The 16,415-nt window shown below is 44.4% G+C and carries 16 protein-coding genes; 6 read left to right on the plus strand and 10 right to left on the minus strand.

Annotated features, from left to right (window positions below; translation table 11 throughout):
• Nucleotides 1-44 precede the first annotated feature (44 nt).
• The 7 genes from ychF to MAR181_RS03585 all read right to left on the minus strand — a co-directional run bounded on the left by ychF (nucleotide 45) and on the right by MAR181_RS03585 (nucleotide 6,632).
• Nucleotides 45-1,136 (minus strand): redox-regulated ATPase YchF, encoded by a 1,092-nt coding sequence (gene ychF, locus MAR181_RS03555; RefSeq protein ID WP_013795229.1) that lies wholly within the window; start codon nucleotides 1,134-1,136, stop codon nucleotides 45-47.
• Nucleotides 1,137-1,161: 25 nt separating this feature from the next.
• A complete protein-coding gene (gene pth / locus MAR181_RS03560) occupies nucleotides 1,162-1,746 on the minus strand; it encodes an aminoacyl-tRNA hydrolase (RefSeq protein ID WP_013795230.1) in 585 nt (194 codons plus the stop codon).
• A gap of 17 nt (nucleotides 1,747-1,763) precedes the next feature.
• Complete coding sequence (locus MAR181_RS03565) at nucleotides 1,764-2,342, minus strand: 50S ribosomal protein L25/general stress protein Ctc (protein WP_013795231.1); 579 nt, start codon at nucleotides 2,340-2,342, stop codon at nucleotides 1,764-1,766.
• A 70-nt stretch (nucleotides 2,343-2,412) separates the two neighbouring features.
• The gene (locus MAR181_RS03570) at nucleotides 2,413-3,360 is read right to left on the minus strand and encodes a ribose-phosphate pyrophosphokinase (RefSeq protein WP_013795232.1); all 948 of its coding nucleotides are present in this window, start codon (nucleotides 3,358-3,360) and stop codon (nucleotides 2,413-2,415) included.
• 55 nt (nucleotides 3,361-3,415) lie between these two features.
• Nucleotides 3,416-4,273 (minus strand): 4-(cytidine 5'-diphospho)-2-C-methyl-D-erythritol kinase, encoded by an 858-nt coding sequence (gene ispE / locus MAR181_RS03575; RefSeq protein WP_013795233.1) that lies wholly within the window; start codon nucleotides 4,271-4,273, stop codon nucleotides 3,416-3,418.
• Nucleotides 4,274-4,278: 5 nt separating this feature from the next.
• On the minus strand, nucleotides 4,279-4,854 hold the full coding sequence (gene lolB / locus MAR181_RS03580) for a lipoprotein insertase outer membrane protein LolB (RefSeq protein ID WP_013795234.1): 576 nt from the start codon (nucleotides 4,852-4,854) through the stop codon (nucleotides 4,279-4,281).
• Nucleotides 4,851-6,632, minus strand: a complete 1,782-nt coding sequence (locus MAR181_RS03585) for a tetratricopeptide repeat protein (RefSeq protein WP_013795235.1) — start codon at nucleotides 6,630-6,632, stop codon at nucleotides 4,851-4,853. Before MAR181_RS03585 ends, lolB begins: the two co-directional genes overlap by 4 nt.
• 238 nt (nucleotides 6,633-6,870) lie before the next feature.
• On the opposite strand from MAR181_RS03585, the gene hemA reads away from it, so the two are divergent.
• Genes hemA through prmC form a run of 3 tightly spaced genes read left to right on the plus strand, consistent with a single transcriptional unit; the run spans nucleotide 6,871 to nucleotide 10,093 of the window.
• Nucleotides 6,871-8,139, plus strand: a complete 1,269-nt coding sequence (gene hemA, locus MAR181_RS03590) for a glutamyl-tRNA reductase (protein WP_013795236.1) — start codon at nucleotides 6,871-6,873, stop codon at nucleotides 8,137-8,139.
• A 2-nt stretch (nucleotides 8,140-8,141) separates the two neighbouring features.
• A complete protein-coding gene (gene prfA / locus MAR181_RS03595) occupies nucleotides 8,142-9,230 on the plus strand; it encodes a peptide chain release factor 1 (protein ID WP_013795237.1) in 1,089 nt (362 codons plus the stop codon).
• An 8-nt stretch (nucleotides 9,231-9,238) separates the two neighbouring features.
• Complete coding sequence (prmC, locus tag MAR181_RS03600; protein ID WP_013795238.1) at nucleotides 9,239-10,093, plus strand: peptide chain release factor N(5)-glutamine methyltransferase; 855 nt, start codon at nucleotides 9,239-9,241, stop codon at nucleotides 10,091-10,093.
• 70 nt (nucleotides 10,094-10,163) lie between these two features.
• Here the strand turns inward: prmC and yaaA are convergent, their stop codons facing one another.
• Nucleotides 10,164-10,946: a peroxide stress protein YaaA gene (yaaA, locus tag MAR181_RS03605; RefSeq protein ID WP_013795239.1), complete on the minus strand. Its 783-nt coding sequence runs from the start codon at nucleotides 10,944-10,946 to the stop codon at nucleotides 10,164-10,166.
• A 91-nt stretch (nucleotides 10,947-11,037) separates the two neighbouring features.
• Between yaaA and MAR181_RS03610 the strand changes: the two genes are divergently transcribed.
• The 3 genes from MAR181_RS03610 (at nucleotide 11,038) to MAR181_RS03620 (ending at nucleotide 13,815) form a co-directional block, all read left to right on the plus strand.
• Nucleotides 11,038-11,223, plus strand: a complete 186-nt coding sequence (locus tag MAR181_RS03610; protein ID WP_013795240.1) for a hypothetical protein — start codon at nucleotides 11,038-11,040, stop codon at nucleotides 11,221-11,223.
• Nucleotides 11,224-11,273: 50 nt separating this feature from the next.
• Complete coding sequence (locus tag MAR181_RS03615; protein WP_013795241.1) at nucleotides 11,274-12,185, plus strand: hypothetical protein; 912 nt, start codon at nucleotides 11,274-11,276, stop codon at nucleotides 12,183-12,185.
• 82 nt (nucleotides 12,186-12,267) lie between these two features.
• A complete protein-coding gene (locus tag MAR181_RS03620) occupies nucleotides 12,268-13,815 on the plus strand; it encodes a methyl-accepting chemotaxis protein (RefSeq protein ID WP_013795242.1) in 1,548 nt (515 codons plus the stop codon).
• Between the two features lie 68 nt (nucleotides 13,816-13,883).
• Here MAR181_RS03620 and MAR181_RS03625 read toward each other — a convergent pair whose 3' ends face one another.
• Entirely contained in the window at nucleotides 13,884-15,119 is a 1,236-nt protein-coding gene (locus MAR181_RS03625; protein WP_013795243.1) for a heme biosynthesis HemY N-terminal domain-containing protein, read from the minus strand.
• Entirely contained in the window at nucleotides 15,116-16,414 is a 1,299-nt protein-coding gene (locus tag MAR181_RS03630) for a uroporphyrinogen-III C-methyltransferase (protein WP_013795244.1), read from the minus strand. Before MAR181_RS03630 ends, MAR181_RS03625 begins: the two co-directional genes overlap by 4 nt.
• Nucleotide 16,415 lies beyond the last annotated feature (1 nt).

Genomic DNA, 16,415 nt, shown 5'->3' on the forward strand with positions numbered 1-16,415 from the left:
ACCCATTCATGGGTCAAGTGTTTTCTTTAATGTTTTCCAATTAATCAAACATTAAAACGGAAATGCATCACATCGCCATCTTTTACGATGTAATCCTTTCCTTCTAAACGCCATTTACCCGCTTCTTTTGCGCCGCTTTCACCTTTGTACTGGATGAAGTCGTCATAGCCAACCACTTCTGCACGGATGAAACCTTTCTCAAAGTCCGTATGGATAACGCCAGCGGCTTGAGGGCCAGTTGCACCTTGTTTTACGGTCCAAGCTCGAACTTCCTTTACACCTGCTGTGAAGTAGGTCTGTAGGCCTAATAGTTCGTAACCTGCACGGATGACACGATCAAGTCCAGGTTCTTCCATGCCCATTTCATCAAGGAAGTCTTGCATTTCCTCGGCGTCGAGCTCAGAAATTTCAGCTTCTAACTGGTTGCAGATTGGCACTACCATAGCACCTTCTTCCGCTGCAATTTCTTTCACCACATTAAGGTGTGGATTGTTTTCAAAACCATCTTCGGCAACATTCGCAATGTACATGGTTGGTTTGGTCGTTAATAAATGAAGTTGCTTAATTTCTTTTGCCTGGTCATCACTCAGCTCCATAACGCGAACTGGTTTACCATCTTCTAGGTGTTGTTTTACGGATTCTAAAAAGGCTTTATGAGCAATGGCTTCTTTGTTGCCGCTTTTGGCATTTTTCGCTGTGCGAAGGATTTGCTTTTCGATCGATTCTAGGTCAGCGAAGATCAGTTCTAGATTGATGACTTCGATGTCGGCTTTTGGATTAACCTGATTGGCGACATGGATAACATTGTCGTCTTCGAAACAGCGAACAACATGGGCAATGGCATCCGTTTCGCGAATGTTTGCAAGAAACTTATTACCTAAGCCTTCCCCTTTAGAAGCGCCTTCTACTAGGCCGGCAATGTCCACAAACTCCATTGTCGTTGCCAATACTTTTTCCGGCTTCACGATCTCGGATAGAGCGTCAAGTCGAGGATCTGGCATGGCCACAACACCCGCATTGGGTTCAATGGTACAAAACGGAAAGTTTTCAGCGCCAATGCCCGCTTTGGTTAATGCATTGAATAGTGTGGATTTACCAACGTTAGGTAGACCTACGATGCCGCAGTTAAAGCCCATAATGAAATTCCTAATATATGTGTGTTTATGCTTTGAAGCTATGCAGCTGGTTCATAACGGCATTTAAATTGCCTGAAACAATGTCATTTACATAGCGCAATGATTCGTCAATGGTGTGTTCAATTTTAGCGTATTCTGTCGGTGCGGCTTTCTTTAACACGTAATTAGCTACTTGACTGGCATGACCAGGGTGACCGATACCGATTCTTAAACGCCCAAACTCTCGGTTATTACCCAGTTTTGCAATGATGTCTTTCAAACCATTATGGCCACCATGACCACCACCTTTTTTTAGCTTCGCTGAGCCGGGTGGAATGTCCAGTTCGTCATGAATGACTAAGACTTCTTCAGGAGGGATTTTATAAAATTGACAAACCGCTTGAACCGCTTTGCCGCTTAAATTCATATAGGTGGTGGGAATCAATAAATAACATTCTTCACCAGCTATAGAAACTTTTCCGAATTGACCAAAAAACTTCTTTTCTAAACGAAGAAGACACTGGCTCTGATGAGCCAGTGTCTCAATCCATTGAGCGCCAGCATTATGGCGAGTGTTCTCGTATTCGTTGCCAGGGTTCCCCAGGCCGACTAATAATTTGAAACCTGCCACAATACTGCCTTCAATGCTTAGCGTTTAGCTTTACCAATACGAGCGATTGGTTGGTCGTGATCTTCACCTTTCAACAAAGAAATCAACTCAACGCCTTCTGGAGCAATAACGTCAGATAGGTGGAAGATGTCACCAAGTTGACCTTTTGCAATATCCACTTCCAATACTTCTGGCAGATTTGCAGGTAGGCAACGAACTTCAGCAAGCTTAGCTTCGATAGTCAAACGACCACCTTGCTTAGAAACACCGTCACTTTGAGCGGCATTAATGAAGTTTAGTGGAACACGAGTTGTGATCACTGCATCTTCTTTTACACGCTGTAGGTCCATGTGCATAACATCGCCCGTTGCAGGGTGACGTTGCAATGCTTTAACAAGTACTTTTTGAGCGTTGCCATCAACGTTTACTTCAACAACCGCTGTCAAAAAGCCAGGTGTAGAAACCGCTTTAAGAAGTTCGTTGTCTTTGAAAGAAACTGAAGCTGGTTCAGCATCGCCGCCATAAATGACAGCAGGTACTAGACCTTGGTTACGAAGGCGGCGGCTCGCACCTTTACCTTCTTCAGAGCGTGCTACGGCATTAATAGATAATGACATGATATTTTCCTAATAATAATCAAAGTTTGTGCCCAAAACTGCGACCCGTTCCGAGCGTAAATGTTTGGTTTTAGGCCCCAAACATGGCACTGATTGACTCTTCGTTGCAAACGCGTCGAACAGCCTCCGCCATAATGTCAGACATCGACAATTGGCGAATTTGAGGGCAGTTAAGCGCCTCTTGTGTCAATGGAATGGTGTCTGTGACAACCAATTCATCAAGCACAGAACTCTTAATGTTTTCAATGGCTTTGCCGGATAAAACCGGATGGGTACAATAAGCCAATACTTTTGCGGCACCGTGCTCTTTTAGTGCTTTTGCTGCCGCACATAAGGTGCCACCGGTATCACACATGTCGTCAACTAGAACACATGTTTTGCCTTCAACGTCACCAATCAAATGCATGATTTGTGCTTCGTTGGCGCGCGGACGACGTTTGTCGATGATGGCCAAATCCGCGTCTTCTAATAGTTTGGCGAAGGCTCTTGCCCTTACCACGCCGCCCACATCAGGCGAAACCACAGTGATGTTTTCATGACCTTGACGTTGTAAATCGTCTAATAGTAGAGGGGTTGCGTAGACATTATCCACTGGAATGTCAAAAAAGCCCTGAATCTGGTCAGCATGTAAATCCACTGTTAGTACACGGTTAATGCCGACTGCAGAAATCATATCCGCGATCACTTTAGCTGTGATCGGAACTCGTGCAGAACGTACGCGACGATCTTGGCGAGCGTATCCAAAATATGGGATAACCGCGGTCACACGTGTAGCAGAGGCACGGCGCAAGGCGTCGGCCATTACAATCAGTTCCATGAGATTGTCATTACTAGGCGCACAAGTAGACTGAATAATAAAAACGTCTTTACCTCGTACATTTTCATTGATCTCAACCGTAATCTCGCCGTCACTAAACTTACCAACGGACGCATTACCGATGGGTAGTCCTAGGCGGCGTACCACCCTGCGAGCGAGTTCAGGGTTTGCATTACCGGTAAAAACCATCAACTTGGACACTGTGTATACCTTTGTTTTTCATAGCGATGTAATAGACTGGTCTGACAAAAAGTGATTATTTGTCTTTGTGTTGCTTAATCCACTGGTTTAGCGCTTCATGAGTAGGAGATTGATTACATCCTAGACAAACCCAAGCTTGCCATTTTGATGGTACTAATCGTTTTACTCGCTCTGCATCCTGCTGATTATCAAAGTCAATAAAAAGGCAAGCCCCTGTCCCCGTTAATTTCGCATCACCATGGTTTTTGAGCCATAAATACGCTTCATCGACTTCAGGATTGTGCTTTCTGACCACGTCCAAGCAATCATTGTGCCCACCCAGCTTCAAGGCGTGCGATATTTTGATGGGAGGGGTGTCTCTTGTCAAATGTTTATCGGTAAAAATTTGACCAGTTGTCACATGGCAATTGGGTTTTAAAAGTAAATAATAGGGTGTCGGTGGTTGAACCGCTTGCAGCTTCTCCCCAACTCCTTCTGCAAAGGCCGCAAACCCCATAACAAAAATTGGCACATCAGCACCTAGTGTTACACCAATGTCTGCTAGCCGCTGATAAGATAATCCACATTGCCATAATTCGTTGAGGGCCAATAAAGCCGTAGCGGCGTTAGAGCTACCGCCGCCAATACCGCCCCCCATGGGCAAGCATTTCTCAAGATGAATATCTGCGCCCCAGTTAGGGTTTTTGCGATAGGGTAGCAACTGTTGAGCAGCTTTATAAATTAAATTATCAAGGGTTGGCAATCCTGATATAGCTGGTGTGATTCGCACTTCATCGAGTTCATTGAGATGAAAAGTTAAGGTGTCACATAGATCGATGAACTGAAAAATAGTTTGCAGTTCATGGTAGCCATCTTCTCTTTGTCCTGTGATGTGTAAAAAGAGATTAAGTTTTGCGGGAGATGGTAATTGCATAGGGCTTACTGAATGGTCCATTGATTAATAATAAGATTGACCTTGAAGGGCGGTTTAGAGACTTGGATCTTTTGTGGTAGTTCTAAACCATCGACATCGGTGAAACGAGAGTAGTTCACTAGCCAGCCATCTTGTTTAATGGACTTTAGGCGTTGTTCGTCATCGAGTTCTATATTTGCGATCGTATTAGGCGATGCCAGTCCCCTGATCCAGTAAGTGACTTGCTGAACAGGGAAGTCCCATCCTAACTCTTTGAATAAGAGCTGGCTCGGATCCTGACCTGTGATGGTTTTATCTTCATAGGTCAAAGTAACCGTGTTGTCTTTATTTTGGCTGAGTTTGGTTGCGCCTTGTCCAAATGGACCAACAATATTTAAAGAAAAAGTGGTGGGGGTGTGGTGCCAATTGAAGTTACCTGAAATGGCATCATCAGGGGTGCGTATTCCGACTCGTCCTGAGGTTTCCCACTCTTTAATCACGCTTACGCTTTGTGGTGGTGGAACGATTGGCCCTTGTGGCTGGGTACTACAGGCTGCAAGAATAAGGCTTAAAGCCAAAAGGCTGGTCAATCGATACATCATGAATTTTCATCCTGTTGGTGGCTTTCAAGCAACGATGGCGAAAGGCGCTTGATAGTGTCTAATAAAATGGTCGCATTTGGCGATTGCTGTAAAGCGGTTTTCCATATAATAAGTGCTTGATCGTAATGGCGCTGTCGCCATAGGGATTCGCCATAGTGAGCGGCGATTTCAGCATCTTGTAAAATGGACCAGGCTTTTTCTAGATAGTAGGAAGATTGTTCGTATTCGCCTTTCAAAAACATCCCCCAACCAAGGCTATCTATGATAGCGGGATCATTGTCTGATAGTTCGTAGGCTCTTTCGATATAGACCATGGCCTCATCCAACTGATCGGTACGAGTCAGTAAGGTGTATCCTATCGCATTTAAATACTGAGCATTATCTGGGTGTTTTTCTAACAAGGTGTTCAGTTCTTTTAAAGTAATATCCCAATAGCCTAAATGTTCTGCAAATAAAGACTTTTGATAACGTAATTCGTCCGACTCTGGAAAAAGGTCGACCGCTTTGCTTAACAGGTCGTAAGCCAGCATAGGTTGACCTTCTTCTTGATGAAGCTGGCTGATTGTGGTGATTTGTTCAGGTAGGTATTCACGATTGGTTCGAGTAAGTACTAAGTCATTGATGTCTTTTTGTTTGCCTTGTTCATAAAGCCACAGTGCAATTTGGCTGGTGGCATTACTTTGTAAGGTGCCATGAACTAGGTTCATCTTCTCAATGGCCTCGTCTTGGCGCTTTAATTCATTCAGCGCAATTGCTTGCAAGTATTGTATTTGATTGCTGAAGCCTCTTTGCCGTTGAGGAAGACCGTTGAGTACACTGAGGGCAAAATCTGGTTGTTTGTATTCAAGCAAAGTGCGAGCAAAGTTGAGACAAGTTTGAAGTTTGTCATCTTCACTTAGTGTCGAACTGTCTAAAAGTTTGATTGCGGCGTGAGCTTGTTCATTCTCGACGAGCAGGCTTAATAACGGACTCAAAATGTTAGCGCTTTTAGGGTACTTCAGATTAGCTATTTTAAGGGTAGAGATGGCCTTTGTTAATTGGTTTTGGTTCTTTTCACTGTAAGCTAGGATCAGGTATAAGGCTTCGCTTTTTTCCGTGTTTGGGTCTTCTAAAAGGGTATTCCCAAGTTGACTGGCTTGTTCGTATTGGCCTGATAATAACCATAAGTGAGCTTGGCTCAAACGTATGAATTGATTTTTTTGAGTCAAGGGCGATGTCAGTGTGATGGCTTTTTCTAATGTACTAATCACCTGGCTGTTACGTACATTGTCTTCAAGGTATAAGGGGAAAAAGCGCAAGGGCACACGATTCTGTATGGCCATATCAAGTAGCTTAGCAATGTCGTTAGGTCGCTCTCCTTGAGCGTACACTTGAATGGCAAGAGAGTAGGCTTGTTCTGATGTGGGGGCAATCGAACGCCATAAATCGGCACTTTGTTCAATGTAGACCTTATTCCGAGAGGCAACCGCTATGCGAACAAGTCGCTCGATAAATTGAGGGTCTTTTGATTTTTGAGCAATTTTATAAAAGCTATCATAAGCTTTGTTTGGGCCTTCACGTTGTAAGGTGAATTCCGCCTTTAATAAATCGCTGATTTGGCTTTCTTCATAAGGTTGTGTGTGAGCATTTTTTTCCACCTGGAGTGTCGTGATTTCTGGCGAACGCGTTTGATTGCAGGCGAACAAAAAGGGCAAACATAAAGGCACTAGCCACCATTTAGCTCGAATGTACGATGTCGCAGAGCTGTGAGCTGATGATGGGGTAAAACCAAATAGCATGAAATTCCTTAACAATATCGTTTTAAGCTACGTATATTATCTATGGTGAGCTTGAATGTCAGTGGTCACCAGAGCAGTTGTGCTAACTATAAACTAATCCTATTACTTTTATTGACTTTTTGGGGTGCGAAAAAAAGCGAATTTCTCGTATAATGTGTCTTCTTTATGTAAAGAGTCATGTAGAGACGGTATTGTCCTGTCGTTATCTTAATATCTCGATTTTTGAGAAGAGTCCTGAATGCCGCTAATTACCGTAGGTGTCAATCATAAAACTGCTCCTGTTTCGATACGCGAGCGGGTGGCGTTTGCGCCGGAGAAAATGATTGAAGCGTTGTCTTCTCTGGTGGAAGAGAAGCGAGCGCAGGAAGCCGTTATTGTGTCGACCTGTAATCGTACCGAACTGTACTGTTCGGTTGAGGACTCAGGCAAAGCACAGGAGGTGGTGGATTGGTTAGGGCAATATCACAATATTGACTTGGCTGACCTGAAACAATATTGCTATACCCATGTGGCTGATGACAGTGTTCGTCATATTATGCGAGTGGCTTCGGGTTTGGATTCTCTGATACTGGGCGAGCCACAAATTCTTGGGCAGGTTAAATCGGCATACGCTGTTTCTCAAGAAGGTGAATGCATAGGCCCAGAACTTGAGTCCTTGTTTCAGCGTACCTTTTCGGTGGCAAAACGAGTCAGAACCGATACGGCTATTGGTGAAAATCCAGTATCGATCGCGTTTGCTGCCGTCAGTTTGGCGCAACGGATTTTTGCTGACATTCAACGCAGTACGGCCTTGCTGATTGGGGCAGGGCAAACCATCGAGTTAGTGGCGCGTCATTTGAAAGAGAATGGTGTGAAGCGAATCATTGTCGCCAATCGAACCTTGGCGAGAGCCGAAGCCCTTGCCAATGAATTGAATGCCGAAGCCATTATGCTGGGTGAACTAGGGGATTATTTGTCACAGGCCGACATTGTGATTTCCTCAACCGCCAGTCAATTGCCGATTATTGGTAAAGGCATGGTTGAACGAGCGACGGCAAAACGACGTCATTCGCCTATGTTACTGGTGGACATTGCGGTTCCTCGGGATATTGAGCCAGAAGTCGAAGATGTTAAAGACGCATATCTTTATACTGTCGATGACCTACATTCCGTTATCGAAGAAAATGTCAGAGCGCGGCAAGATGCAGCAAAAGCTGCGGAGGCTTTGATTGAACAAGGTGTCGAGTCTTATCGCAAAGCGTTGGATTCTAGAAAAGTATCGGACTTAATTGTCAGCTTTCGCCAATCCGCTGAAATGACCAAACAAGCCGAGTTAGAAAAAGCCTTAAAAAGCATAGAGAGTGGTCAATCCCCAGAGCAAGTCATGAATAAACTTGCTCATGGTTTGATGAACAAGCTGATTCATGCTCCGACCCGTTATTTGCGGGAGGCCGGTAGTGAGGCTGACCAAGAAGCATTAACCATTGCCGCAGATGTGCTCGGCATTAATGAAGAAAAAGATAATTAAAAATGAAAGAATCGATTAAGTTAAAACTAGAAAGCTTGGCTGAACGCTATGAAGAATTGGCGGCTCTGTTAAGTGAAGCTGACGTTATTATGGATCAAGATTTATTCCGTTCGTATTCAAAAGAATATGCGGAACTTGAACCCGTTGTGCAGTGCTTTAATGGGTATCAGCAAGTATTGGAAAATATTGAAGAAGCTGAACTGATGATGACAGATTCTGACCCAGACATTAAAGAAATGGGTGTGGAGGAAATGAAAGCAGGTCAAGAGCAGCAGGAAGCCTTACAGCTAACGTTACAGAAACTATTGTTGCCGAAAGACCCAAATGACTCTCGTAACGTTTTTCTTGAAGTTCGTGCTGGTACCGGCGGTGATGAAGCCTCTATTTTCTCTGGTGACTTATTTCGCATGTATTCCCGCTATGCTGAAACCCAGCGTTGGAAGGTGGAAATTGTCAGTGCCAGTGAAGGCGAGCATGGCGGCTATAAAGAAGTCATTGCTCGTATTGTTGGTGATGGTGCCTATTCTAAGCTGAAGTTTGAATCAGGGGCCCACCGTGTACAACGTGTACCTGCAACCGAATCTCAAGGACGTATTCACACATCCGCTTGTACGGTTGCCATCATGCCAGAAATGGATGAAGTGGAAGGCATTGATATCAACAAGGCTGATTTACGGGTGGACACCTTCCGTGCATCTGGCGCGGGTGGTCAGCACGTTAACAAAACCGATTCTGCGATTCGTATTACGCACATTCCAACCGGTGTTGTGGTGGAATGTCAGGATGAGCGTTCGCAACATAAGAACCGTGCTAAAGCCATGTCTTTATTGGCGTCTCGTTTGTTGGCTGCAGAGCAAGAAAAGGCCGCTAGTGAGCAATCTGAAGCGCGTAAATCTTTGGTGGGAAGTGGTGATCGCTCTGAGCGAATCCGAACTTACAACTATCCACAAGGTCGAGTGACAGACCATCGAATTAATTTAACCTTGTACAAGTTAGACGAAATTGTAACGGGGGATTTGGACGTTCTGATCAATCCTTTAGTGAATGAGTTCCAAGCAGAGCAACTTGCGACTCTAAGTGGTGATAATTGATTTCGCCTATGCGTATAGATGAATCCTTACAAGGCGCCTCTGAGCGCCTTCGTTTTATGTCAGACACAGCATTACTTGATGCTCAGTTGTTATTGGCGCAAGTGCTTAATGTCTCAACGTCTTATTTTTACTCTTGGCCTGAACGTGTTTTGACGAACGATGAGCTGTCTTCTTATGATGCTTTATTAACGCGCCGAGAGAAGGGGGAGCCGATTGCTTATATCTTAGGCAAGCAAGCGTTTTGGACCTTAGATCTAGAAGTCGCACCTTGTACTTTAATCCCTCGAGCGGATACGGAATGTTTAGTAGAGGCGGCACTGTCGATATTGCACGTCACCAAAGGGAAAAAAATATTGGATTTAGGCACAGGAACCGGTGCGATTGCCTTGGCGCTGGCGACTGAATGTCGCGATTCAAAAGTGCTTGGGGTGGATCTGATTGCAGACGCAGTGGCGTTGGCTAAGCGAAATGCCGCCAGCCATCAGATTAGCAATGCTCATTTTATGCAAAGTTGCTGGTTTGAGCAGTTATCGGAATTGGGTATGTTTGATTTGATTGTATCAAATCCGCCTTATATAGACCCTGAAGATCATCATTTGTCCGAAGGCGATGTGCGCTTTGAACCGAAGACCGCGCTGGTGGCAGAAAACCATGGGTTGGCTGATATTGAGCGCATCATTGAGCAAGCACCGAACTTTTTGAAGCAAGGCGGTTACCTGATGTTTGAGCATGGTTATGACCAAGCTGAAGCTGTTCGTCGTCTATTGACTCTGTCAGGGTTCAGTGAGGTTCGAAGTATCCAGGATTTCGGTGGCAATGACCGGGTGACAATGGGATGCTTGTCTAACTCAGATCATTTATAAACGACTCATCAGCGATACTAAGGTCATTTAACCATCCCTTAGTATCGCTGATGCCGTTTATTTTCTTTATTTACTTATTGGGCTGCGCGCTTTCAGGGCGGATAAACACAGGTGTGTCCGACGTTGAGCGATCAGCATCATAACGATAGCCAGCCAGATCAAAGGCTTTTAGCTCTTCTAATGTCTGGCAGCGGTTTTCGATAAGGTATCGAGCCATTAAACCTCGGGCTTTTTTGGCGTAGAAACTGATGACTTTAAAATGACCATTTTTCTCGTCTAAGAAATTTGGGCTAACCAGTGGTGATATCAACTTCTTTTTATTGACGGCTTTGAAATACTCATTAGATGCTAGGTTAACCAATAGCTCTCCTTCTTGCAGTTCTTGGTTAAGTTTGTCGACAATGATGTCTCCCCAAAACTGGTAAAGGTTAGAGCCGCGAGAATTGGCAAGTTTGGTGCCCATCTCAAGGCGGTAAGCTTGCATTAGATCAAGTGGTTTTAATAGGCCATATAGACCACTTAAAATCCTTAAGTTTTGTTGCGCATACTGCATGTTATCTTCGTTTAGGGAATACGCATCTAAGCCCGTATACACATCCCCCATAAAGGTATAGATAGCTTGTCGACTATTGTCACTGGTATGTTTCTCTTGCCACGCTTGGTAACGTGAGACATTAAGTGTTGCGAGTCTATCGCTAAGTTTCATTAAGCTAGCGATATCGGCAGGCGAATAGTTGGATAACGCCTTGATTAATAATTGAGATTCCTGTGTCAGTTGCGGCGCGCTGGAGAGAGTCAAGCTTGGCTCAGAGGTTAGGTCCAGTGTTTTTGCTGGGGAGATTAAAAATTTCATAATGTTCTCATCTACGTCGAGTTTGCGTTTTCTAAAGATTATCCATAGAGTGTCGATAGATATCCAGACAATGCATTAATAGAGATAATTTATGAGTGATAATCTGATACTATTCCCTAGAGTAAATCAGCGTTCTAATGAAAGTCGATGGCCGGTCGAAAAACGTGCTGAGTTGATTGCTCTGCGTGAAGAGTTTGATCGTGTTCGAGAAGACTGGCCATTAGAAATGGCTGAATTACCTGAAAATAATAAACGATATTGTGGCTCGGAAAAATAATCGCACTTACGGACGAATTTTATCTAGGGCTACCTAATTAAGGTGCCGTCATGTTGTCCTTCCTGGTTCGCCATTCTCTTCCTTTCATGTTTTTGTTTGCCTTAATGGGTTTTGTGTTCCCATCTATCTCTTTGACCGTCTTCCCCTATTTACCTTTGGTATTGTTTAGCTTAATGACGTTAACGCTGCTTGGCATGAAGCAGAGTGAATTGCTGAAGCGATTGAGCCAGGCTCGTGTTTGGCGATATGCCGCTTTACATGCGTTCTTTTTTATGGGGCTGGCGACAATATTAGCTTGGGTGTTCTCATTAACAGCGGACTTATTGTTGGCGATACTCGCTGTGGCGGCGACAGGGTCTTTGTTTGCCACACCCGCCATCGTCAAAGCATTGGGATTTGATAACATTGAGGCAATGGCGATGACCATTGCGACGACCTTGCTTTTGCCTATTACGGTAAGTGTGGCGTTATTGAGTGCCCCTTTGAACGAATTAGGGCTAGATTGGGGGAGTTACTTTGCTCGCCTCATTATTTTTATTTTTGGTCCTATGGTGTTCTCATTTTTGGTCCATGCTTATTGTCCCACCGCTCCCCTTAATCGTTTGTTATTAAAAATTTCCCCTTATACCATTTTACTGGTGTTTGCGTTTCCCTTGGGCTTGGTCGGAAGTTTCCGCTTGATGTTTGATGCAGATCCAATGATGGCACTAGGTTATTTTGTTATTGCAGTGGCGCTTTGTGTGGTGTTTTTTGTCACCACTTTTTTGGTGTTTCGTAAGCAGGGTATTGAAATCGCTTTAACGGCAGCGATTACATCTGGGAATCGAAATGTTCTGTTGACCTATAGTGTGGCTGGTGTGCTTTTAGGTCCCGCCTTTTTACCCTTAGCTGGGGCTTTACAAATCCCTACATATCTGTTGCCTGTCGTTACTCGCTGGTTACACAAAACCTTACTAAAGTAATAATTGAATTTGATATCCTCGCGTCGCCTTGGGAGGGCCCTAAGGTGAAGGAGATAATTATAATTTGATTGAGGATAAGGTTATGCGCAACAACACTCCGGTAACAGATCAAGAAAGAAGTTTTGATCCGAGTGTTAAGTTGGTTTCCACAACGGATCTAAAGGGTAAAATTCTTCATTGTAATGACGCTTTTATTCAGGTTAGTGGTTATGAGAAAGAAGAATTGATTGGAAGTCCTCATAATTTGGTTCGTCATCCAGACATGCCAGAAGAAGCTTTTGAAGTGATGTGGCAAACCCTTAAGCAAGGTAAGGCTTGGATGGGGTTGGTAAAAAATCGTTGTAAAAACGGCGATTTTTATTGGGTAGATGCCTATGTCACTCCAGTGACAGACAATGGCAAAGTTGTTGGTTACGAGTCTGTTCGAACGGTACCGAAACGTGACGATGTGGCTCGCGCAGAGAAACGGTATAAAGCGATACGCCAGGGAAAGCAGGTTATCCCTAAAAAATGGCAATCTTGGCCACTTCTTTTGCCCCTAGGTTTGGTGGCTGTGGCCATTTTTTCTACACTGCAAAACCTCTACCTTGGCTTGGGAATATTGTTGTTAGCAAGCCTACTGGGGAATGTTTTGTTTTGGCGTTACCAAGTCAATTTGATTCAACAACTTAAAAACCGATTTCCGGCTGCCTTTATGCATCCCCTAGCGGCCGTGACCTATTCAGATCAATCGTTGTCTATCGCCCAGTTGGAAGTGGGGGTGAAGAGCATGATGTCTCGTATTGATGCTGTGCTAACACGGTTTGAAGATGAGTCTTCTAAGGTATCTGAGCAGTCAAAAGTGGGACTTTCTTTTAGCATAGAAACCACCAATGGGATGACCAGTCAACAGCATGAGACGCAGGACGTGGCTGCGGCTATGCAAGAGATGACATCGACCATTAGCGATGTGGCACAACATGTTCAAGTTACAGCAGACAGTGCTAAATCTTCGCTTCATTCGGCTCAATCCGGTCAGGTGATCATTACCGAGGCGCAAGATTCGATTCAAGATCTCAGTGAAACAGTGAATGAGATTAGTTCGACCGTTCAGGATTTGGCTCAGCATTCTGAAAAAATTGCCGATGTGGCCCAAGTAATTGATCAAATTGCCGAGCAAACGAATTTATTGGCTCTTAATGCGGCGATTGAGGCGGCTCGTGCTGGAGAGCATGGTCGAGGTTTTGCGGTTGTAGCAGATGAGGTTCGTCAACTGGCGATGCGTACTCAAGGGTCGACTCAAGATATTCATAAGATTATCGAAACCTTAAGGATGGGTGCTAGCAGCTCAGTAAAAGTTGCTCATCAGGGCAAGTTAGATGCAGAGCAAGGTTTGCAAAAAATTGTTGCAATGGCGCGGGCTTTCGAGGAGATAGTGTCTTCTGTTTCGAATATTACCGACATGTCGATTCAAATGTCTGCAGCAGTAGAAGAACAGGCGCAAGTGTCGGAAGACATCAATCGTCAGGTCGTACGCATTTCTGATTTGGCTGAGCAAAGTTCTGAGAAGTCACAGCTCTCCAGTGACAGTATTCGTTTGTTGCAAACGGTGGCAAACGATATGCATGAGCTCGTGGTGCGATTTAAATAGTCACGACCAATATGATCTGAAGGAAAATGGTGAAACAAAAAAAGCTGCCCAAGGGCAGCTTTTTTTGTTTAATGTGAGGGTAAAGGCAAGGGTTTTAATTGATTGCTAGCTTGATTCAAGTTGATCATCATCAGATCTTGGCTGGCTTTACTGTCACCCATGGCTTCGAGTAAACGACTCAGTTCCGCCAAGGCCTCGCTTTGTCCATCAAGCGATAGGGCTTGCTCGTAATAGTCTTTCGCTTTTCCCCACAGCATCATAGCTTGGCTTAAACGGCCAGAGACTAGGTATAAGTTCGCACTGGCGGGCTCTTTTTTTAGCCAACCCTCACAATTTGTGAGGCGCTTTTTCAGATTGCCCTGCTGAATGTTAGCGTATTCGTAGATCAGTTTTTCTGACCATTTTTGATTCAAGCTCTGACGGATAAAATGTTCAGCCTTGGCGTCATCACCAAAGTGAATCAAGGTTTGTGCATAAAGCTGTCGCATACGATCATCTTGCGAGAGTGTGTCCAGTTTATTCCATAAGGACTCCACTTCGGCCACTAGCTCTTTACTGCTCTGTCCTAACTTATTGCGAAATTTGATTTTATCCAGCAAGGCTAAAAATGCATTACGCTCTAAGTCCAGCATATTATCTTCATCAAAAATGCCGTCTTTTTTTAGTGTAGGGGTTAACGCTAATAAGGCATCCCAGTCTTTCAGTTTGGTGTAGACAGCAACCAGCATTTTGACGACTTGTCGATGCTTGGGTTTCAGTTTGTGAAGTCGCAATAATGAGGCCAGCGCGCCTTCATAATGTTCTTGTTTAATTTGCAATTGGCTCTGCGCGAAACCAATTGCAAATTCCGCTTCTGGGGTTGATTTATGGGCTGAGCGGAGTAGAGATTTAGAGCGCTCATGTTCCTCTTGTTCACTCGCGGCGTAAGCCGCGCCAATGTAGTTAATAAGTGGGTAAGGTACGCGATCAGCACTGTTCGTCAGTAGTTTTTCAGCTCGATTCCAGTTGCCGCCGACCAGTTCTAATAGACCTCGAATGGCATTACGTGAGGCTCTTTTTTGAGCTAGGTTGTCAGTCACTTTAGCAATGGAGTTACTTGGTCTGAGTGTGATGAATAAAATGCGCTTCACCCAGCTCATCACGAATAAAGTGGCTATCATGGCGACCAGAAGCACCCAAAAGCTTGTTTCGATTGTGACACCATTGAATGCAATGAGAACATAGCCAGAGTCCTGACGCATGAGTAGGCCTAAGACACCGCCGGCTGCCATCATGATGACCAGTAGAAAGAGTAGCTTTCTCATGAATTTTCTCCTTGAGAGCGAGCATCGTCAGCGATTTCATTTTTCTCTTGTTCGCTGGCTTGTTCTTCACTGTTTTCAAGGCTGGCTGTATCTTCAGTGTTGCTCTGTTCAGCCTCGTTTTTGTTCGGTTGACGCTGGTTCCAATTTTTCATTAGGGTTTTCATGGCCAATAAAGATGATCTTGGCAAAGGTAAGGTTGGTGCTGGGTCGATTTGTTGCAATGCGGTCAAGCTGGCTAGGAAAGACGTGACAGGGCTTGACTGAGTGTCAAAATGTTCAGTGATGGCCGTGGCAACACGAGATAAAGCTTGTTGATAAATGACAGCCTCACCTTTCATTAAGGCAACTTGTGCTATGTCCAGCTGCAACTGTAGACCTGTTGTTAGCTCTTGATATTCCGCTGGCGGTAATAAGGCTTTGATCGGCTTGTGTTGATAGTTAATGACGACTAAAGATCGTAATGATTGCCAAAAACTCTTTAGCTCTGACTCGACTCTACTCGTCGTTGTCGAATCTTTGGTATTCGTATTTTGCTGAGTGTTTTGCCATTCTTTTGAGGGTTCTCTTTGGGGTAGTGTAACAATACTGTCGTACAAAGCAGTGAGTTGAAGATATTTACCCTCTAGATCAAATCGGCTGGTCGCACTTAAGGCTTGAATGTCTTTCGCCAAAGCCTTACGAGTATCAAAGGTAATTGGATCTTGCTGTTCTTTTAAAATGTCATCGGCATTGCTCAATAATGAGATAGCTCCTTTGGTGTCAGCTTCAAGCAATAATCGCTGGTTGGCAAGACGGATAAGGTATTCTGCCTCGGCCAGTTTCCAATCTTCTTTGGTGGTATTGTTTAAACGTTGTAATTTTGCTTCTAACGATTGTATTTTGTTACTTTGCTCAATCTGTTGTTGCACGAGCTTTAGCGTTTTCTGCTGAGTGGTTTGCTGAGCTTGGCTGACTTTTTTTGCTACTTGGTCGAATTGAGCTTTGTTGGTTTGGCTGGCCTGTAATTCAGTATTGAGAGTCTCTTGTTGTGCTTTAAGTTGTTGGATGTCTTGAGGAATTGGGCTAATGGTTGATTGGTAATAAAGCCAGCTGCTGGTGGCGATTGCAACCAACGAAGCGCATAGAGACGCAGATGTCAGGATCATGGCACGACGATTATTTGATCCGTTGTGATTGGTTTGAGCGACAGGGTCGGAATGAGTGACGTTATCAGCACTTTCGGCAGAGTGTTTGGTTTGCTTTGTGTCCTCTGTTTGGCTTGTGTCAATGGATTCGTGCTTGTTATTATCAGTCATT

The sequence above is a fragment of the Marinomonas posidonica IVIA-Po-181 genome (assembly GCF_000214215.1).
In the GTDB taxonomy this organism is placed as follows: domain Bacteria; phylum Pseudomonadota; class Gammaproteobacteria; order Pseudomonadales; family Marinomonadaceae; genus Marinomonas; species Marinomonas posidonica.